This window comes from Paenibacillus sp. CMM36 (assembly GCF_053570945.1).
In genome coordinates, this window is sequence record NZ_JBSEDY010000003.1 from 208,177 (window position 1) to 227,367 (window position 19,191).

24 protein-coding genes are annotated in these 19,191 nt (G+C 47.5%); 14 read left to right on the forward strand and 10 right to left on the reverse strand.

Annotated features, from left to right (window positions below):
- The first annotated feature begins 140 nt into the window (after window positions 1-140).
- Window positions 141-992 (forward strand): zinc ribbon domain-containing protein, encoded by an 852-nt coding sequence (locus ACWA2B_RS08265; protein ID WP_029515952.1) that lies wholly within the window; start codon window positions 141-143, stop codon window positions 990-992.
- 65 nt (window positions 993-1,057) lie between these two features.
- Window positions 1,058-1,846, forward strand: a complete 789-nt coding sequence (locus ACWA2B_RS08270) for a TrmB family transcriptional regulator (RefSeq protein WP_029515951.1) — start codon at window positions 1,058-1,060, stop codon at window positions 1,844-1,846.
- A gap of 7 nt (window positions 1,847-1,853) precedes the next feature.
- Here ACWA2B_RS08270 and ACWA2B_RS08275 read toward each other — a convergent pair whose 3' ends face one another.
- On the reverse strand, window positions 1,854-2,486 hold the full coding sequence (locus tag ACWA2B_RS08275; protein WP_029515950.1) for an NUDIX hydrolase: 633 nt from the start codon (window positions 2,484-2,486) through the stop codon (window positions 1,854-1,856).
- A gap of 172 nt (window positions 2,487-2,658) precedes the next feature.
- On the opposite strand from ACWA2B_RS08275, the gene ACWA2B_RS08280 reads away from it, so the two are divergent.
- Together ACWA2B_RS08280 and ACWA2B_RS08285 are read left to right on the forward strand one after the other, a co-directional pair.
- Entirely contained in the window at window positions 2,659-2,952 is a 294-nt protein-coding gene (locus tag ACWA2B_RS08280) for a hypothetical protein (RefSeq protein WP_029515949.1), read from the forward strand.
- A gap of 78 nt (window positions 2,953-3,030) precedes the next feature.
- Window positions 3,031-3,732, forward strand: a complete 702-nt coding sequence (locus ACWA2B_RS08285; RefSeq protein WP_029515948.1) for a histidine phosphatase family protein — start codon at window positions 3,031-3,033, stop codon at window positions 3,730-3,732.
- A gap of 82 nt (window positions 3,733-3,814) precedes the next feature.
- Here the strand turns inward: ACWA2B_RS08285 and mscL are convergent, their stop codons facing one another.
- Window positions 3,815-4,309: a large conductance mechanosensitive channel protein MscL gene (gene mscL, locus ACWA2B_RS08290; protein WP_039270406.1), complete on the reverse strand. Its 495-nt coding sequence runs from the start codon at window positions 4,307-4,309 to the stop codon at window positions 3,815-3,817.
- A 151-nt stretch (window positions 4,310-4,460) separates the two neighbouring features.
- Here mscL and ACWA2B_RS08295 point away from each other — a divergent pair, with 151 nt between their 5' ends.
- A complete protein-coding gene (locus ACWA2B_RS08295; RefSeq protein WP_039270408.1) occupies window positions 4,461-4,904 on the forward strand; it encodes a carboxymuconolactone decarboxylase family protein in 444 nt (147 codons plus the stop codon).
- A gap of 18 nt (window positions 4,905-4,922) precedes the next feature.
- Window positions 4,923-5,876 (forward strand): sigma-70 family RNA polymerase sigma factor, encoded by a 954-nt coding sequence (locus ACWA2B_RS08300; RefSeq protein ID WP_449291897.1) that lies wholly within the window; start codon window positions 4,923-4,925, stop codon window positions 5,874-5,876.
- 184 nt (window positions 5,877-6,060) lie between these two features.
- On the opposite strand, the gene ACWA2B_RS08305 is transcribed toward ACWA2B_RS08300, so the two are convergent.
- The 5 genes from ACWA2B_RS08305 to ACWA2B_RS08325 all read right to left on the reverse strand — a co-directional run bounded on the left by ACWA2B_RS08305 (window position 6,061) and on the right by ACWA2B_RS08325 (window position 10,442).
- Window positions 6,061-6,399, reverse strand: coding sequence for a DUF4870 domain-containing protein (locus ACWA2B_RS08305; RefSeq protein ID WP_029515944.1), 339 nt, complete (start codon window positions 6,397-6,399; stop codon window positions 6,061-6,063).
- 259 nt (window positions 6,400-6,658) lie between these two features.
- A complete protein-coding gene (locus ACWA2B_RS08310; protein ID WP_029515943.1) occupies window positions 6,659-7,342 on the reverse strand; it encodes an MOSC domain-containing protein in 684 nt (227 codons plus the stop codon).
- 554 nt (window positions 7,343-7,896) lie between these two features.
- Complete coding sequence (locus tag ACWA2B_RS08315) at window positions 7,897-8,178, reverse strand: hypothetical protein (RefSeq protein WP_029515942.1); 282 nt, start codon at window positions 8,176-8,178, stop codon at window positions 7,897-7,899.
- Between the two features lie 30 nt (window positions 8,179-8,208).
- A complete protein-coding gene (locus ACWA2B_RS08320; protein ID WP_029515941.1) occupies window positions 8,209-9,360 on the reverse strand; it encodes an MGDG synthase family glycosyltransferase in 1,152 nt (383 codons plus the stop codon).
- Window positions 9,361-9,404: 44 nt separating this feature from the next.
- Complete coding sequence (locus tag ACWA2B_RS08325) at window positions 9,405-10,442, reverse strand: serine hydrolase domain-containing protein (RefSeq protein WP_341071606.1); 1,038 nt, start codon at window positions 10,440-10,442, stop codon at window positions 9,405-9,407.
- A gap of 364 nt (window positions 10,443-10,806) precedes the next feature.
- On the opposite strand from ACWA2B_RS08325, the gene ACWA2B_RS08330 reads away from it, so the two are divergent.
- Together ACWA2B_RS08330 and map are read left to right on the forward strand one after the other, a co-directional pair.
- The gene (locus ACWA2B_RS08330) at window positions 10,807-10,995 is read left to right on the forward strand and encodes a hypothetical protein (protein WP_007428354.1); all 189 of its coding nucleotides are present in this window, start codon (window positions 10,807-10,809) and stop codon (window positions 10,993-10,995) included.
- A gap of 105 nt (window positions 10,996-11,100) precedes the next feature.
- A complete protein-coding gene (gene map, locus ACWA2B_RS08335) occupies window positions 11,101-11,883 on the forward strand; it encodes a type I methionyl aminopeptidase (protein WP_080658580.1) in 783 nt (260 codons plus the stop codon).
- 212 nt (window positions 11,884-12,095) lie between these two features.
- Here the strand turns inward: map and ACWA2B_RS08340 are convergent, their stop codons facing one another.
- Window positions 12,096-12,332 carry a hypothetical protein gene (locus tag ACWA2B_RS08340; RefSeq protein ID WP_141695467.1) on the reverse strand — a complete coding sequence of 79 codons (237 nt, stop codon included), beginning with the start codon at window positions 12,330-12,332 and terminating at the stop codon, window positions 12,096-12,098.
- A 143-nt stretch (window positions 12,333-12,475) separates the two neighbouring features.
- Between ACWA2B_RS08340 and ACWA2B_RS08345 the strand changes: the two genes are divergently transcribed.
- Complete coding sequence (locus ACWA2B_RS08345; protein WP_340931274.1) at window positions 12,476-12,988, forward strand: GNAT family N-acetyltransferase; 513 nt, start codon at window positions 12,476-12,478, stop codon at window positions 12,986-12,988.
- Here ACWA2B_RS08345 and ACWA2B_RS08350 read toward each other — a convergent pair.
- Window positions 12,977-14,236, reverse strand: coding sequence for a DUF438 domain-containing protein (locus ACWA2B_RS08350; RefSeq protein ID WP_029515937.1), 1,260 nt, complete (start codon window positions 14,234-14,236; stop codon window positions 12,977-12,979). The two genes, ACWA2B_RS08345 and ACWA2B_RS08350, sit on opposite strands and share 12 nt — an antisense overlap.
- Window positions 14,237-14,250: 14 nt before the next feature.
- On the reverse strand, window positions 14,251-14,478 hold the full coding sequence (locus ACWA2B_RS08355; RefSeq protein WP_029515936.1) for a DUF1858 domain-containing protein: 228 nt from the start codon (window positions 14,476-14,478) through the stop codon (window positions 14,251-14,253).
- A gap of 235 nt (window positions 14,479-14,713) precedes the next feature.
- On the opposite strand from ACWA2B_RS08355, the gene ACWA2B_RS08360 reads away from it, so the two are divergent.
- From ACWA2B_RS08360 to ACWA2B_RS08380, 5 genes are read left to right on the forward strand one after another with little or no spacing between them, the layout of a single operon-like run.
- Window positions 14,714-15,433, forward strand: coding sequence for a hypothetical protein (locus tag ACWA2B_RS08360; RefSeq protein ID WP_029515935.1), 720 nt, complete (start codon window positions 14,714-14,716; stop codon window positions 15,431-15,433).
- A gap of 41 nt (window positions 15,434-15,474) precedes the next feature.
- Entirely contained in the window at window positions 15,475-15,876 is a 402-nt protein-coding gene (locus tag ACWA2B_RS08365; protein WP_029515934.1) for a GntR family transcriptional regulator, read from the forward strand.
- Between the two features lie 41 nt (window positions 15,877-15,917).
- Entirely contained in the window at window positions 15,918-16,853 is a 936-nt protein-coding gene (locus ACWA2B_RS08370) for an ATP-binding cassette domain-containing protein (RefSeq protein ID WP_069010966.1), read from the forward strand.
- Between the two features lie 2 nt (window positions 16,854-16,855).
- Window positions 16,856-17,758: an ABC transporter ATP-binding protein gene (locus ACWA2B_RS08375; protein ID WP_029515932.1), complete on the forward strand. Its 903-nt coding sequence runs from the start codon at window positions 16,856-16,858 to the stop codon at window positions 17,756-17,758.
- The gene (locus ACWA2B_RS08380) at window positions 17,751-19,070 is read left to right on the forward strand and encodes an ABC transporter permease (protein ID WP_029515931.1); all 1,320 of its coding nucleotides are present in this window, start codon (window positions 17,751-17,753) and stop codon (window positions 19,068-19,070) included. The genes ACWA2B_RS08375 and ACWA2B_RS08380 overlap by 8 nt, the downstream gene beginning before the upstream one ends.
- Window positions 19,071-19,191 lie beyond the last annotated feature (121 nt).

Sequence of the window (19,191 nt, forward strand, 5' to 3'; positions counted from 1 at the left end):
GACGCCAATGCCTATAGCCTTCAAACAGGCGATATGACCGCATTCCATTATACAGGAGTTCGAGGTTTGCCAACAGAAAAAAACTTTGGGATATACGGACGGTACAGTGAAATCCGGCTGGATATGGGGAGGAAATAACGATGAAGCTGATTCAACGTATAAAGGAAGGCGCTAATCGCGCAACAGAAAAGGCGCAGCATGCTGTCGAGATTAGTAAGATCAATTCACAAATTACAACGATCCAGCAGGAAATGGATGTTCATTTCTTGCGAATGGGTCAAATCTTTTACGAAGGTTATCGCGCATCCGACATGTCGGTGGCAGAAACCGAGATGACACAGCTATCCACTGCTTGTGATGAGCTTCAGGATGAAATTGACGAGCTGCGCAGTAGAATTGCAGAATTGAAGAACGCTCATTTATGCACCTGTGGAGCGGTTGTGCCTCTGGATGCGAACTTTTGCCCTAAATGCGGACGCAAGCTCAATGAAGGACAGGCTGCTTCCAAACAAGTAGCTGCTGTGCGTGAAGAGGTGCCAACGGACGTCTATTCTTTTGATCTGCGCAAGCCAGAGGTAGCGAAGGATGCTGCGCCTGCTTACACGGAGTATGCAGAACATGAAGTAGTCGATCGACATGAACAGGAACAGGATGAGCGGTATGAAACACACGAACCAGCGGGACTAGACCGCGATTATACAGTGTCTGATTTTACACCGGAGGAAAAAGCGGCATTCGACGCTGAGTGGGAGCGCCGTCGTCAGGAAGATCTGGAAAAAGAACACCGTCGTCTTGAAGAATTGGCACGTGAGCGTGAGCGTCAGGAGGAGCTGGACGAGCGGATTCGATATTGGAAGGCCAACAACTCCGGGGCTGAGAAACCGGCAACGCCGTCTGCACAAGTACGTGAAAATGTAAAATGCCAAATCTGCACCGCAGAACTACCCAAAGGGTCCAAGTGGTGCCCGCGTTGCGGAGCTGAACAGATTTAACGCAGCCGAACAGGCTGCTGCAGGACACAGACATAACGCCGGGCAGCATAGGGGGAACAGAATATATGGAGCGTTTGCTGCATCATCTGCGGAATCTGGGTTTTACGGAAATGGAAGCCAAGGTTATGGTCGAGCTTTCGAGGCAAAATGCGGCTTCCGGCTATGAAGTGGCTAAGCGTCTGGGTGCATCACGCTCCAACGTGTACGCGGCTTTACAGCGTTTGGCCGGGCAGGGATACCTCAGAACCAGTGCGGGAGAGCCTGTACGTTACAGCATGCTGCCACCGGCTGAATTAACCCGGATGATCGAAGGACAAATGCAGGAGTCTCTACGTGCAGTGGAGAAAGAAATGCCACGAACAGAACCAACCAAGCCGACCTTTTATAATGCGGAAGGCGATCGGAAGGTACTGGAAAGTCTGACCCGTGAGTTGGAACGGGCAGAGCATGAGATTGTGTTGGACTTGTGGCGCGAGGAAGCCGAACTGCTGCGGACAGAGTTGGAGAAAGCCGAGAGTCGAGGTGTGCGTCTGCTCTGGTCCTGCGATAACGGAGAAAGCATGATGGGACCGTGGTTACCGCTTAGGTCTGGTACAGACGGACAGGAACCAGCAGGGCGTAAGTTTTCTTTTGTTATTGATCGGCGTTGGTGCATGCTGGGGATGCGGGGAGAGAATTGCCCGACACAGGCGCTTATTACCGAGCATCCGGTAATGACAGGCCTGCTGCTTAATCATTTTGCTCAGGATCTTATTCTGTATGAGCTGGAGCATGATATGGGCAGAGAGCTGTCGACCCGGTATGGCTGGCGGTATGAAGGCATTATCGGCAAATATATGTCAGCTGGGGAATAGCTAAAGATTACCGGGTAGGAAGTTCCATCAGTGCCCGGCATATAGATGTAATATAGCCCGCCTTATGAGGCACGAATTGATCCGATGTGATCAGGCGGCGAGTTTTTTCTGGGTTCGGCCCTGACGTAATGCCTTGGGCTTCGATAAAGGGAATATAGCCTTCAAAAAGGGCCAGTGCTTGGTCAAGATCCGCTTCGTACAGTCCGGCTACTTCTTCTTGCTGGAGATGATAAGCTTCCAATGGCTGGTTCGATAGCAGTCCAAACACCGAGCTAACCTCCCGATCCCAAAAAGAGGTGCCCTGGGCGGTACCTTTGCTTTCATACCGAACGGTCATCAGCGGTGTTAATGAGGTAAAGGGAACATGAATGCCCAGTTCTTCCTCCAGCTCGCGAGCCGCCTGAGACATATCTTCGCCTGCCGTCAAATGACCGGCTGCTGTAATATCGTAGCATCCGGGGAAGGTATCCTTCGTATCCTGACGCTGTTGGAATAGCAAGCGACGGCCTGTAGAAGTGTCTCGTGCTAGCCAGCAGTGAAAGGTATGGTGCCAGTATCCCTTGGCATGTGCGTCTCGTCGGGAGGCTGTGCCAAGGGGGTTGTCTTCATCGTCGTAGATATCCAGAAGCTCGCTATTCATCGTGGTTCCTCCTATAGTAAGCAGAAATCAAAGGTCTACTTTACAGTATAACGTGTTTTCTGTCCTAACGATATGAAGGCGGGTGTGGAATGTGGAGTGGCATTTGGGGTATGCTGGGAACATAAGGATTTGAAACATCACATAGATTTATGATTGAAAGGAGCGATTTTACATGGAATGTATAGTACATTTTCGAGTCATGCATCCGGAGGAACCCAAGGAACTTCGCGGGTTGATTATGCTGGAAAGCGGGGGCAAGCCGGGGATTGATCAAATCACGGATATGTTCAAAAATATGGGCTATGATGTCCGCCCAGACAATCCGGAGGAATTGATTTTTAAACCAGTCGATGTCAGAGCCAATTATACATATATCCGGGTTATTGAGCTGGATACGGGTGAGGAAGTCTACCAGGAAGATAGGGATTTGCGCGCGATTTTGGAAACTTTGCTGAATAAACGTTAAACGTTAAAGACCAGGAGAACTAATCGATGAAATGAGATAAAGCGATCCTGTCGCCATTCATAGGAACGGAGAACAATGATGAGATTGTATATTATCCGACACGCAGACCCCGATTACCCCAACAACACCATAACGCCGGAGGGGCATTTGGAAGCCCAGGCACTAGCCAAGCGACTTTCCAGTCACGGACTGGATCGAATTTATGCCTCTCCTTTGGGGAGGGCTTTGGATACGATGCGCTACACCGCCGACTCTCTGGGTATGACTCATGAAGTAGAACACTGGACGCAGGAGCTGGCTCTAAAGCTGGAGGAAACCCCATACGGCCGTCTTTCCCATTGGGATTTGCCTGGTGAAGTGATCCGTTCCGAGTTGCCCCTGCCGACTCATGACTCTTGGCAGGAGATTTCCTATTATCAGGGAACGCAAAGCCCTGAAACCTTCGAGCGGCTGAAGCTTCATTCCGATGAGTTCCTGAAACGGCAAGGCTTTGAGCGGGTGGAGGGCAGGTACCGGATTCTGAAGCACACTGAAGATCAGGTGGCGGTATTTTGTCATGGCGGCTTCGGGCTGACCTGGCTTGCTCATCTCTTGGAGTTGCCATTGGCCTTGGTCTGGTCCGGTTTTTGGATGCCGCCTAGCTCCGTAACCACGATCTTGTTTGATGAGCGCTCCCAAGAATGGGCAGTTCCCCGTTGCATCGGCTTCGGTGATGTTTCCCATCTGTACGCTGAGGGCTTGCCCGTTAGACCCCGTGGCATTATCACCAATTTCAACTAATTGAATTTTCCATACATGCCAAAACGGCTTAAGACGATAGAGCGTCTTAAGCCGTTTATTGTAGTCATATAAGTGGGTTGAGTCAGCGTGCTTCCACGTACCCTTCCAGCTTGGAAGTGCAATGTGCGCAACGGGTAGCGGCTACAGGAATTTCGGATAGGCAATGTGGACATTCCTTGATCGTTTTTTCCTGAGGAGGTTTTTCTTCCTCTTTGCGTTTCAGCATGTTAATCCCTTTGACCAGCATGAACACACAGAAGGCCACGATCAGAAAGTCCAGCAGGACGTTAATGAACTGACCATAGGCGAGGACCGCGATCCCTGCTTCTTTGGCCTGTGCCAAAGTCTTGCGTGTACCGTCACCATTTAAAGGCTCAGCAGCTTGTAAAGCTACATACAAATCTGGAAAATTCATACCTCCCAGAAGCTTACCAATCGGAGGCATAATAATATCGTTTACCACAGAAGTGACAATTTTGCCAAACGCTCCACCGATGATAACACCGACCGCAAGGTCAATCACGTTACCCCGTACAGCGAATTCCTTAAATTCTTTTATAATACCTTTTCCGCTCATGTGAGTGCTCACCTTCTTTGCATAAAATCATTTATCTATAATACATGCTATGTCAATTGAGGGCAATTCCCAATTGATGTATTGCACTTTGTCACAAAATCACATGTTCATTTGTCTTCTATATGTAAACCAATAATGGAGGCGATGTATCGTGAGTTTAAGATTCAATCACAGAACAGTGAGTCCTAGTACGTTCAAGGCGATGATGGAGATGGAGAAATATATTTCCGGTCGTTTTACAGACAAAGTATTGTACGAACTACTGAAAATTAGAGTATCCCAAATCAATGGATGTTCCTATTGTCTGGATATGCATGCGAAGGATCTGCTCAAGCTGGGGGATTATGCTGACCACATTTTGCAGCTAGCCTTATGGCGGGAGGTTCCTTTGTTCACGGAAAAAGAACGTGTTATGCTTGAATTAGCCGAAGCGGTTACTCGTATCTCAGAACAAGGGGTACCTACAGATTTGTATAATCGGGTCAGAGAGCATTTTACCGAGGAAGAATACGTAGATTTGATAACCGCAGTTAACGTGATTAACAGTTGGAACCGGATTGCAATTGCAACGGGCATGTATCCGGGCATTCTTTAATGAACAGGGGGCTATGCTTTGTCTGGCAAAGAACATAGAATTGAACAAGAATCGGTGGATGTAAGTCTGGAAGAGCTGTATCAGAAATATCGCAAATATTCTTTTGCCATTGCTTATCGCATGCTTGGAACGGTTACAGATGCCGAGGATGTCGTTCAAGACTGCTTTGTCGAGCTGAAGGATAAGCCCCTGGATAATATACACAATCCCAAAGCCTATGTGGCCAAAATGACGATGAATCGGTGCCTGAATCTACTGAACTCTGCACGTAAGCAAAGAGAGACATATGTAGGACAGTGGCTGCCGGAGCCGTTGGGTGAAAGCGCAGATCTCCCTGCGGATTGGTTAGAGCGTAAAGATATGATATCTTACGCTTTTCTGGTTTTGCTGGAGCAGCTAAAGCCGATAGAGCGGGCTGTTTTTGTGCTGAGGGAAGCTTTTCAATATGATTACAAAGATATTGCGGAATTGCTGGGGAAGACGGAGAGCAACTGTCGTCAGTTGTTCAGTCGCTCCCGTCGTATTCTATCTTCCGGAGAATCTCCTCTTGAGGCTCAGTCCAGTCGCAATGTGAATAACTCATCCCGAATAAAACTACTAGAACGTTTTACAACAGCTTTTCTTGCCTACGATGTGACTGCTATGCTGGAACTACTGGCTGAACAACCTGTATTTGTGTCAGATGGCGGAGGTAATGTGCATACGGTGATGAGGCCGATGGTTGTACGCAAAGGTGTTCTTGCCCTGTTGACTTCTCGTCGGGTATTAACCGTTTTACGAGAAAGAGATGTGTGCCATACCGTCATCAATGGCGAGGTCCAGCTGGCATTTCTGGAAGACGGAAAAGTGAGAGAAACCCTATGTCTCATACTGACACCGGACGGGGAGCATATTCAGAATTTTTATTTAATGGTTAATCCAGATAAGCTGGGACACATCCATATAGACGAGGATTTTGCAAAAATCCCATAAGCGACTTCCAATGAATAAGATATAGATCGAAATGGTTTAGTTCGTCTATATCTTGCACTCCGGAGCGACTGGAATCGAATTTTTCAAAATCCTGATAGGACAGAAGAAGCTAGTGTAAAAAAATGAACTGCCCAAACATAAAAAACCTTGATTCCTTGCTTAGGATCAAGGTTTTTTGCTGTTTTCATAACTGCCGGGCTTGATGAAGAGCCAGATCGCCTATCCAGGGAAGCTTGAGCCACTTTCCTTGTCCCGCACGAATTAACAAGATAATCCACAAGGCAAGGCCTGCCAGCGTTAGCAGGGAAGCGAAGAAAGGACCGAGTAGGGGGATGAATCCTACCAGCACATGTCCGATCATGAGGGCTACAAAAAGAAGTATGGATTGCAGTGCGTGAAATAATACGAATCGGCTTTTCTTTTCCAGCATGACAAAGGCCAGCGCGCCAATAAAGGCGAACAAATAGCACAGGACAGCTGCTATATTTTCATCCAATCCTGTGGAAGACTTATAGACTGACATGTCAGGCATATCCTCCTTTATAAAAAGATTCAAGCTAAGTCTCCGTACTATACAAGCTATGAGGACAGGATTGAAGGATATGCCCGATCTCGGTAAAAAAAATGGCTCTACACAAAGGATAAGCGGTCAAGCGAGTGGATATACTCGAATTTGGCGATAACCTTTGGACTGCGCTTCTGTCGCATCGCCCACAAGCTTCGCAGATTCGATGTTCGACTGTAGCCAGACGAGCTTGCAGACTCATTGAACCACTTCCACCTTACGAATTGCCTGATAGTCTTTCCCGAGAATCCGTTTCGGTTCCCGCCAAACGTTTTAGAAACGTATTTCTCCAGTTTAAGGACAATTCTTCAACTTCAAGAATTTGCTTAATACCCTCGATATGATTCTTCTCTTGATGCATAATTCGATTGGCAAATGAAACCGTAATTGCTTTCGGATGGCGATGAAGGAGGGATAGTCCGTCGGCTTTAGAGGCAACTCCCTCTTCTAGAACGCGGAAGTAGAATCCCGTGTGGCCTGTTTGCTGTACCTTCAAGGGCATGTCCGGTACGCCGTACTTGATGGACAACTTGTAGCAAGGCTGTCTCGGTTGGCTAACTTGAACGATAGCTTTGCCAAGCTTAAAGACGTCTCCAATGCAAACGTCGGATTCTAGCAAACCCTTTATCGTTAAATTTTCCCCGAACGCGCCGTAATCGAGCGGTCTCCGTAATTCATTTTCCCAGAACGGATAGTGCTCGTAGGGATAGACGCATACAGCTTTCTCTTTACCCCCGTGATGAACTAGATCGCCCTGCCCATCCCCTTCGAAGTTTAGATAAGATAAATACAAATATTCATCTGTGGCCGACTTGAATATCCCCGTAGAAACGTTCTTCTGATTAAACTGGATCTGCTTGGGCATGCCGACATTAAGTGAAAGGATTTTAATAGATGCCATTCGGATCACCCCTACTCCAAATTTTGGTCAACGAGTTTTGCTAGATGCTTCTATATACCGCGTTCCTGCATATGTTCGCCCGCCTGAAGCGAGAATTTCTATGATGACTACGCCTTATTACATTTCGGTAATTCCTCTTTTGACTCTGTTCGTCCTCGTTTCCATTTTACACTCCTCTATGCGCTATTTGCGAATTTTCGATGAGTCTCCGTTAATGGGATAGAGTCCTTTTTGGGCAACTCATCGTTCCGGGAGCGATTTTTCGTTCGAACATACCCGATCTCGGTAAAAAAATGAATTAGAGAATGTGTATAAAAATACGAAAAAGGCTGAACGAAAAGAATTCGTTCAGCCTTTTAAACGGTTATGCACATGTTTTGCACATGTTGTATACACTTTATCCACCACATATTAATGTTTATCCACAGAAATAACATTATTTATACACAAGTTGTGCACAGTCTGTAGATAATATTACGATAATTTATACTTTGCACACAGTTTGTCCACAAACTATCAACATATTGGGTGTAATTGTGGATATACTTTCGTAATTATCGGTCACCAGTTTTTAAATGGCGGCGTGGATGTGTGATTTTACCCATTTTATTCTTGTCATCCTCTTTGGGGATAAGTCGTTCATCGGTACGTCCCTCGTGATGGTTATCAAAGGCATATTCGGTCATTTTCCACTCGGAAGTACCCAAAACTACATCAGCGGGAAAATGCTGGCCTCTGTGCAAATGCTGCTCATGTCCATCCTCATCAATATAAACACCGTCCACTTCTACCTTATCACCCGTTAGTGGGAGTAAATCCTTTCCTTTGCGTTCCATTGGTATCCCCTCCGTCTGGCTTATTCTCCGTTAATTTGTCCGGACGGAGGTTCTTTTATCCACAAGCTGATGCAAAATATCCTCGGCAATTTGGTCTGCGGGATGAGGTTTGCGAAGTAGCTTAATCGCCTGCGTCATCTCTCCAGCAAGAGAGGGGATGGAAATCAGGTCGAGACAATGCTGAATCAGCTCCTCCGTAGTGCGAGCAATCCGAGCAGCTCCTTTTTGCTGCAAATATAGAGCATTATTTAGCTCCTGACCGGGTACGGGCTTGAACACAAGAATAGGCAAACCGGATGCAATGCTTTCTGAGAGTGTAATGCCGCCCGGCTTCGTAATCACCAGATTGCTCGCACGCATAAGTGCTGGAACAAAGTCCACGAATCCATAGGTGTAAATGTCCGGGTAGTCTGCATACAGCGCATCCAATTCTGCCTTCAGTTGCTGGTTACGACCGCAGACGATGAGTAGCCGCAACTGAGGAAGCTGGCTTAATTGCTGACAGATATCCATTATGCCGGATAGCACACCATAGGCGCCAGCCATAATGAGTAGCGTAGTAGTCTCAGCCTGTAGGGGTGGGATTAGCTGTTCTTGAACAGGCGCTTCGTCGGCAGACATGTTATAAAAAGAAGCGTGGATCGGAATGCCCGTCGCGGCAATGCGTTCGATCGGTATTCCCCGCTGGGCAGCTTCCTGCTGCATATCCTCAGTGGCTACATAGTAGCGGTCAATATCGGGATGCAGCCAGCGCCCATGCAGATCGAAATCCGTAACCACGTTGACAATCGGCAAATGCATTCCCATTTTGCGACGTAACGCCGGAAGCGCGAGCTGCGGGAATGTATGTACTACGAGGTCGGGCAACTCCTTTTTCAGTGTGAGCGTAAGTTGACGCATTCCGAATGAATGCAACACATGGCCGAAGGCCGATGTAGCCTGCATACCGCGCGTGATGTTATAGACCCATCCGTAAAGCTGTGGAATGGTTTTGAAGCTTTGCATATATACAAATTTGGTCAGACTGTTCAACCAGGGATGAGATTCAGCCATTAGGTCAAGTAGTCGTACCTCGCAGTGTCCGAGTCTTCGCAAACTGTCCTTAATTGCCCGGGCGGCCTGTACATGGCCTTCCCCGTAACTGGCGTACAATATTAGAATTTTTGGTGGTAAGACTTCCATGATTGTTTAGCCCCCTATATTCAATAAGCACATTGAAGCTCATTTCAGGAACGTTCCAAGTTGAGGGAGGATACGGCTGGCAAAACGTAACGCTCCAGCAGTGTTCGCGGACTTTTCCAACGGCTCACCTTGCTGTCTGCTGTAAATACCGCGACTGCGTTCGCTTCTGGCACAAGATAAATTTGCTGTCCTCCATGTCCGTGTGCACACGCGTAGTTGATGCCGTGGAGTCGTCCTGTCCACCATTGGAATCCGTAATCCCCGAATTCTGGATAGCCTTCGACCTGTCGCTGTGTCGCCTGATGCAGCCAATCGGCCGGTATCAATTCTTTTCCGTTCCAGCTGCCTTGATGAAGGCAGCAGTCGCCGAATTTAGCCATGTCACGCGATGTCAGATATAGCCCGATATGTCCCATGGTGTAGCCCTCTGGATCTTGTGCCCAACCACTTCTCCCAAAACCTAAGGGTTCGAACAGATGCTGGAGAGCGTACGTATAGGCGTCAATCCCACAACAATGGGTCAGTAGCACGGACAACAAGTGCGAATCAACACTGCGATATTGGAATACACCGAGTTGATCCTCCTGTACAGGTAAGCGCAGGGCAAAGGACGGCCAGCTTTTGCTGCGATGAAAACGGTGGATAAAAGCTTCTCCGAGCTTTTTGCCTGTCTGCCAATACAAGCCAGATGTCATGGTCAACAGATGGCGAATCGTAATCTGCTCTAGCAGTGTTTCCTTCCGCCTAGGTAAATACTCAGGCAACAGCTTATGTACAGCCGTCTCTGGCCCGGGCATATCACCGCGAGCCATAGCTATGCCGATGAGCGTGGAAGTGAAGCTTTTGGTCGCGGATCGCAAATCGTTCAGAGAGCTTGCTTCATGACCGTTGTAATAGCGTTCCCAGATCAGTTTACCGTGGCGCAGCAGCAGGAAGCTGTGCATTTTAGGAAACTTGGCTTGAACTTCACGGTCTGCCTGATCAAGTAAGGAGGCATTGATGCCCTCCTCTTCACAAGTTCCTATGTTCAGGGCAGACATACGGGCAACAGGTGCAGTGAACAGCGGAGCATAGCGGCTCATCCTTTTCCCTCCTTGTTATGTTTATTTATTTTACCCCAAACACATACACTCCAAAAACCGATAAATAAGGTATACCCTCTGTGCAACAGCTGATGTAGTACCCCAAATGACATGATGCGTAAAAGATAGGTAAAATCAATGTAAATTTACTGGAAAGCTGAAAGCTGTATCTGAATATGTTATAATGGGGTAGTGATTCAGCCAAAAGAAAATCGGTTAATACAAGTGTCAGGTACATGCCTGCCTAAGGCGTTCCCGACCTAAGCTGCAATTAGACATACTACTTCACTGCATAAGGACATCAATACTTTTCGGCATTCTCTTCAACGGAGCACTTATTTTCAACGTTTTGGGAGGGAGTTACATGGCAACGAAAGGTCACAATGAAGTAAAGGAAAGTCTGCGGGAAATGACTCGAATTTTCCGGCCTAAGGATCCCAAAAAATTTGTAAAGGAATATGTGCGAAAATACCGGATTACAGGAGGGTATGAGGAAGAGTTGACCATGGTGGTGGAAAACGAACTCGGTCGCATAAATTCTTCAGTATCTTAAAGGGTTCGATTACCCGAAAAACTAGAAATACGACTTTTATAAACCGTCTATCCACAAAGGAGACGGTTTTTTTGTGTCTGCCCTGCATACAATGGGATAGGTTTAGTGTATTTGTATGCTCAAAGGAGGCGGATTCCAATAGAGATAGCGATACGAACACCGGAGGAAATCGGCTACATGAGGGAGGCCGGGCGTATTTTAGCAGATTGTCATCGTACGCTGGAAAGTCGTATTCTTCCGGGAATCACAACGCTTGAAATCGACGCTTGGGTGGAGCAGTTTTTAAACAAGCGCGGAGCCACGCCTGAACAAAAGGGCTATAAAGGTTTCCCTTATGCCACCTGCGCTTCGGTCAATGAGGTGGTGTGCCATGGTTTTCCCTCGGAGCGGGTGCTTCATGATGGGGATATTGTGACCATCGACATTGTGGTTAACAAGGACGGTTGGCTGGCTGACCGAGGATGGACCTATGCGGTAGGTAACATTAGCCGCCCGGTAGCGAGACTGTTGCGGCAGACCCATAAGGCACTGATGCGCGGTATAGAGGTTGCCCGCCCGGGGAGGACATTGGGGGATATCGGGCATGCTGTGGAAAAAGCGGCAGGCTGGCGGCGGTTCGGCAACGTCAAGCCTCTGATCGGGCATGGCATTGGCCGCCAAATGCATGAGCCGCCAGAGGTTCTGCACTACGGTCGTCCCAAAACGGGATTACCCCTGCGCGAAGGGATGGTGATTACCATCGAGCCGGTATTTACGCTAGGAACCGAGGGGGCCGTGCTCTGGGGGGACGATGGCTGGACCATCAGCACAGCAGACGGCAGTTGGGGAGCCCAATACGAGCACACGATTGCGATTACAAAGAACGGCCCTTATATTTTGACCTCGTAAAAGCGAGTTGTGCCATAGGGAGTCAATGTGCGGGTCCTTTGCATAAGGCTCTCTAGGTAAGTTTTTTTCAGGATGATGCATTCATCGGAAACAGCCATCACAATTCCCGCCACTTTGCCGTCCAGTCCTGGAAAAAAGCAGATACAGAGAATAAGCGCGAGAATTGCAAAGCTACAGAAAACAGCCTACCGATAAAGATAGGTTTGGTAGCATCACGATAATACGTATGACGAGCTGAATGTCATCCATGCCGTTCGGTGCTTGTTAATAATAAGTCCCTGATATATGTTACGGACAGCTACCCATATGTATAGTAAAGTAAGAACCTGAAATACGTTCTTGGTAGGTTCGATCAATTCCGGGGACATACCAAATACATATTGAAAGACCAGATTGCCTACGGGCGTCAACCCGATACTCCAGCCTATGATCAATACAGCTACAGCCACGAACGTACATAAAATGAAACAATTTTATTCAAGTCGAATCCTTCAGGAATGAATGAATAGCAGTGAACATTTTTATTATAGATCAAGATTCGGATCGTCGGTATATGGAAAGTATAATATTGGAAACTAGGAGTGGAACTCACATGATCATCAGGGAAGCAACGATATCAGATGCCGAGGGCATCGCCAAGGTGCACGTAGATTGCTGGAGGACGACGTACAAAGAAATAATGCCCGCCCAGGTTCTGGAACAGATTTCCTATGAGCAAAGAACAGAACTGTGGAATGGGAATCTATCCAGTGAAGACGGTCATCGGGTATATGTTGCTGAAAATGAGAAGGGGGAAATCATCGGATTTGTGAGTGGGGGTCCGGAAAAGTCAGGTGAATATCCCCCGTATGGGGGAGAAATAACGGCAATTTACGTTTTGAGTGAATACCATAGTTTAGGCTTGGGGAAGAGACTATTTTTACGTCTGCTTCAACATTTCAATAGTATGGATATTCACTCTGTGATCGTATGGGTGCTAGCAGATAATCCAGCATGTACCTTTTATGAAAGGTTGGGAGCCAAACTTATAGTAGAACAACATATTATAAGTTTGGGTGGCAAAAATCTGAACATGGTGGCTTACGGTTGGATACTATTCGGATAGAATACGCTTTTGTCCTTCCAAGGCACGAATGGGTGCGATATTTTGCGTAAATTCCAACGTTCCCAGATAGCGGCCCTCTGCATCACGGATGGCAAAATAACGAATGTAGACAAATTTATCCTTGATTGGAATCCAAAAATCTTCAACATCCTTGCGGCCTGCCTTAAAATCTTCCAGCAGCTTCTCAACGACATGCACGCTTTGGGGTGGGTGGCAATTCTGTACGGTACGACCAATGACGGCTTTCGTGCGCGCGAAGATTCGTTCCTTACCATGGGAAAAATAGCGAACAACATCATTTTCATCGATAAAGGTCAGGTCAACAGGTAGATGGTTCAACAGCAGTTCCAATTGTTGTACGGATACAATCCCTGTCTCGAATCGCACGAAGCCTTGCGGTGTTCCTGATGTGCCTTCCGTTTGCTCAAGGGCTTCTGCAGGCTCCTCTGCCCGTTCGGGTATCCATTCGCGTTCGGGGGCGGTCAGGCAGAATCCAATTTCCTCGCTTTCCCGGGCTATTTTCAGCCATTCATCCTCTGTCAGCTTACTGAGTGCCATCGGCAGCAAAATATTCTCTTCCTTGAATATCATTTCATTTACTTCACTCATGATATGGGCAAGCGCCTTCCCAATCTGTTCACGATCCCCGTTATATTCGGCGAGCAGACTCTTCGCTTCCTTAATCGCGGCACGAATGCCGTCGTCCACACCCCACATGACTTTGGTCGGGCCAAAAATTCCATAGCGTTCTAGATAAGGAAAGACCAAGTTTTCTTTACGACTGTAGTGCTTGTCGAGATCCATTAGCAGACTTAAATCCTCAAGCAGCTTGTAAATAACCTTGGGACTGTCCTCCTTTTGAAATTGCTCTGCATGCAATGCCAACTTAAAGTTGACCAGTCGTTCGATCTCCCGATTTTCCAGCTTGAATGTGTGGACAGGATGTCCCGGTTGTTCCTCCGGTCCTGAAGGACGGTGAATATCCTCGATGGAGCCCTTGAAGATCGAAGTATGCACGGAACAGAGCCGCTGAACTTCCGATACGGGAATTCCCTCCTCGGTCATCAGTGCGTGCTCCATAGCTGAAATTTCCGCCACACTTACTCCGCCAACAGCCTCTGCAAAACGCGCTTTCACCTCTTCGACGCTTTTCCCGGCATGTAATTCTTTTATAATTTCCTTCAGTGTTCGTTGACGTTCTGTTAATTCCTGTGCTGTATGTTCACGGTTGTTAATTAGCTCGCTCATGATCGTTAGCTCCTTTATTTTTGAATGGTAAAACCATGTTGCAAAAACGTGCGTTCCACGGTTTCCATAGCTACTTTTTTCAATGCAATACCTTTGGACAATGTCATAAAACGACCTGCGGTTTGTAACATGCCAGGCTTGGCGATATCATGAAAACCCAGCTCTACCATAATGTCCTTCACTTCGGGATAACGGTTAACAAGGTTAAAAATCGGTTCATCCCAGTGCAGTATCTTATCCATTTGTTCATCCCCTTGATTGAGAACGTTTATCATTTACAGAGTATCATAGGTCCTGACGAGCTATTGTGATTGTACGCACAATTTACATTCAGGTATTGACAGTTGTAATTCATGGTTTATATACTGTGTATAAAGATATATACAGTAATAACACTGATTACTTTAATAATAACTTCGTATGAAGAGAGAACGAGGTCGTCATTACAGGCAGTGCAGAAGGGATCAGGATAAGAAAATGACAATCATCAAGCAGGCATGGAAGATTACCCGGCAGGATTTTCGCAACAATCCATATGTTATGCTGTGGACATTGCTGTTTATTGCGTATTTGGGATTTACCATGAGTTTTGCTGTAAGTGTGCATTGGGATGAACGTGGAAACTTGAGTCCGGTAGCCGATTTTATCATGCTGGTGTTGATTCCGTTTCTCGGATACATTTATAACCGCCGTGCATTTAAATATCTTCAGGAAGATTCCTATACGCATATGCTAGCCTTTTTCCGCACCTTGCCTATACCGATGAATGCGGTGATTATGAGTCGAATTCAACAGGCGCTTTTGGCGTTTGTTGTGAATAGTGTGATATTTTTCACTCTATTGTTTACGTTGTCAGCTACGTTTCGGGTATATGCCAGTACAGGTTTCTTTGTATCGTTTGCACTTACCTGGATAGGCTACGGAATGCTGATTCAAGCCATTTATATTCATTTGGAATTTCTTAAAAAAGGTAAATCCTACTTTTGGCTATCCATTGTCATCATGCTAATTTGTGGGATAGTTACGATTATAGTTCGAGTATGTGGGGCCAATCTGGTATCGATAACGGCATTTTACAGCAAGGAATGGCAGCTGTTGTCTCCGGTGATGTGGGGAGCGCTGCTGGCAGGAGCTCTGGGTATGTGGATGTCCTACAGGGTGACACAGCGTAAGCTTATGAAACGGGATTTAACTTAGCGGTATGTGTACAAAGATAGATAAAAAGGGGGGAGAAGCAGGTGAATATACCAGTGCAAATTGATGAGAATAGCGCGGAACCGCTGTATGCGCAGATTGAAAAGCAACTTCGCTCACTCATCGTAACCGGACAGATTGCAGCGGGAACGCTGCTTCCCTCCATTCGGGAGTTCGCAGGGACGCTCCGCTGCAGCGTCATCACCGTCCGGCGGGTCTATCAGGATTTGGAGAACGAAGGCTTGCTTCGTACCCGGCAGGGAATGGGCACCTTCGTAGCTCTGGTCGAAGACGATAAGCGCTCAGGTTACCGCCTTAAAGCAGTGACCGAGGCGTTGGAAACGGCGATTGACACAGGCATCGCTGTACAGATGACAGAACAGGAATTGTTGGAGCTTTTCGCAGAAATGGTGAAGAGAAGGTATGAAGTCCAAGTGAAGGAGTGACGCCCGTGAAAAACGATGTAAACCATCATGTGGAAGTTCCTATGGGGATACAGATAAAAACACCCATTATTGAGATGAGCCAAGTCTATAAAACTCGAGGTAACCGGGAAATTGGACCGATTAATCTAACCATTGAACCGGGATATGTAGTCGCTTTGGCTGGACATAACGGATCGGGCAAAAGTACATTGATTCATCTGCTGACTCAGCTTATCCACCCGGATTCCGGTGAAATACGTTGGTTCGGTCAAGCGTATCCGGACGGCATGCCGGCAGATACACGACAATGGGTTGGGTATATGTCAGAGCAGCCGACCCGTGAGGAAGATCGACTCACAGCAGAAGCAGCAGCGGCGTTTCGAGCCTTGTGGTATCCCGGCTGGGATGAAACACGTTTTCAGCGTCTGATGGAACGATTTCAGGTTCCTCAGCATACGAAATTATCGCGCATGTCCAAGGGAGAGCGCCGTAAGTTTGAACTGGCTGCAGCCTTGGCGCCTCACCCTCGTTTGTTGCTGCTGGATGAGCCTTCGTCGGGTTTAGACCCTTTTGCCTGGAAAATCATGCTGGAGGAACTGCGGGATTGTATGGAGAACGGCAAAACGACGGTCATTATTGCCACTCATATCATAGACGAGATTAAGCGTTTGGCGGATTATATTGTCCTGATGCATGATGGCAGGCTGCTCGGCAAGCTGGAAAAAGACCATTTGCTCGAAAATAGCAAAGAAATGTGGTTTGAAGGCACACCGGAGGAGGCATCGGAACTTCCGGGTGTTGTAGAGATGGAGAGCGAAGGCGGATTGCAGCGAATTGTAACGTTGGCAGCCGGAGAGACCAGCGCCATCTTGGAACAAGCGGGCATCCGCCCCATCCGTGTGCGGCGTTTGGAACTGGATGATATTTTAGTATATTGGTCTGCGGGACAACTATCAGAAGATGCGGAGACATACACGCAGAAAAAAGGAGCGGAGTAATCATGAACATGCTGGAATTGAAAGAGGTCGTGAAGCAATATGGGAACCACACGGCGGTGAACGGAATTTCGCTGAATGTGAACGGTGGGGAGATTTACGGACTACTGGGAGGCAATGGAGCAGGCAAAACGACAACGATGCGCATGGTGCTCGGTCTGATTTACCCTGATGGAGGTAACATTCAATATGAGGGCAAGCCCTACAGCAAGGAGCTACAGCGGACGATGGGCTATTTGCCCGAGGAGCGAGGGTTGTACCCCAAGGTGAAGGTGAGCGAGCAAATTAACTATTTGGGCAGGTTGCGCGGAATGTCGGCTAAGGAGGCGGACAAAAGTCTACGCTACTGGCTGGAGCGCTTTGGGGTGCCCGAATATTACGACAAGCGGATTGAGGAGCTATCCAAGGGAAATCAGCAGAAAATGGGCTTTATTGCCGCCGTTGTGCATCGCCCGACGCTGCTCATTTTGGATGAGGCCTTTAGTGGGCTTGATCCGGTAAACGTTGAATTGCTTAAGGATACGGTGAAAGAGCTGCGGGACGATGGGGCTGCGATTTTATTCTCGACCCACCGCATGGAGCATGTGGAGGAACTGTGCCGCCATATTACGATTTTGCATCGCTCAAATACAGTTGTGCAGGGAAGTGTGCAGGAGATTAAGGGCCGTTACCCGCGTGAAAAAGTTCGTCTCATCACTACAGGTGAAGTGAACGGACTGGAACAGCTGCCCGGCGTGCGCCGTGTAGAGCCTATGGATCGCGGCTGGATGCTGCATATTGAGCAGCCGAATGCGGCGAAGTTGGTATTACAAACGGCGTTGGAGCAAACGGATGTAGAGCATTTTGAGATCAAGGAACCTACGCTGAACGAGATTTTTATAAGAGAGGTGGGTGATTCCCATGAATAGACTGGGTACGGTAATCGGTTTTACGTTTCGTCAGAAGGCGAGAACCAAATCTTTTATCATTACAACGCTGGTACTGGCCTTGCTCATTACGCTTGGTATGAATCTGCCATATTTGATTTCTTTGTTTAAAGCAGATGGGACAGGAGGTTCGGGCACGACGGCAGCCGAGCATCATCGCTTGGGACTGATTGCCGGGAGCCGGATAGAAGTGGCGAATCAACTGGAGAAATTCACCAAGGAGCAATCCAACCCGGCAGCCATCTGGAAGCGTTATGACAACGTACAAACACCAGCCATGCAGCAAGCCTTGAAAAATGGGGAGCTGCAAGGTTACGTACAGTTCACGGAGCCTACCGACAAGGGAGACACGTTTCCTAAAGTGGAATATGTCTCTGTAGAAAAAGAGCCATCTCCTGCTGTAATTACATTGTTGCAGACGGGACTTCAGGAAGCTAAGGTCAAAGCCATTATGGGCGGCAATGCATTGACCAGTGATCAAATTCGTGAGATTAGCACACCTGTAATAGTGGACAGCAGGGAAGTAGACGGTTCGTCTGAGGCAGGGGGAGCTGTGGGGACAGAGGAAAAAGAGACCTCTATGATTAACTATGGTTTGGTCTATGTACTGATGATTTTATTCTTCACCTCCTCCATGATGACGGGGAATATGATTGCTGCAGAGGTGACATCGGAAAAAAGCTCACGTATCATGGAGATTCTCATCACAAGTGTCTCACCGTTGACCCAGATGTTCGGAAAAATTATCGGCATTTTCCTGGTCGGCCTGCTGCAAATTGCTGTCTTTGCAGCCGCTGTATGTGCCAACCTTATGCTGCCGCATAATAATGTCATTCTTAGCTCAGCCGGGCTGGATCTGTCGCAACTGAATATCGCGGTGTTGGGTTATGGTCTGGTATTCTACATCCTCGGCTACTTTCTCTACGCAGTACTGTTCGCCGCGGTGGGCTCCATTGTTAGCCGTACCGAGGAGTTGGGACAGGCGATCATGCCGATTACCGTGCTGTCACTAGCAGCCTTTTATATCGGTATCTTCAATATCGCCGCATCTGATACGATTTTCGTAAAGGTTGCCGGGTACATCCCATTTTTCTCGCCAACCGTCATGCTGTTGCGGATTGGTCTGGAACGGGCGAGCCTGCTGGAAATCTGGCTGTCACTTGGTATTCTGGTCGCCTCCATTTTGATGTTCGGTTGGCTGGCCGCCAAGATCTACCGTACGGGTGTCTTAATGTATGGTAAACGTCCTTCGTTCAAAGAGTTAAGAAAAGCTATGAAGGCTTACAAGATTTAAATTTTTAGCAATACATGTGAGTGTGTGAGTAATGTCTATAAATGAGACCGATTTTATTAATAAATGAGAATTTTATATCGTATAAATGATATCTTTTTTAAAGCCGGTAAGCTTAAAAGCT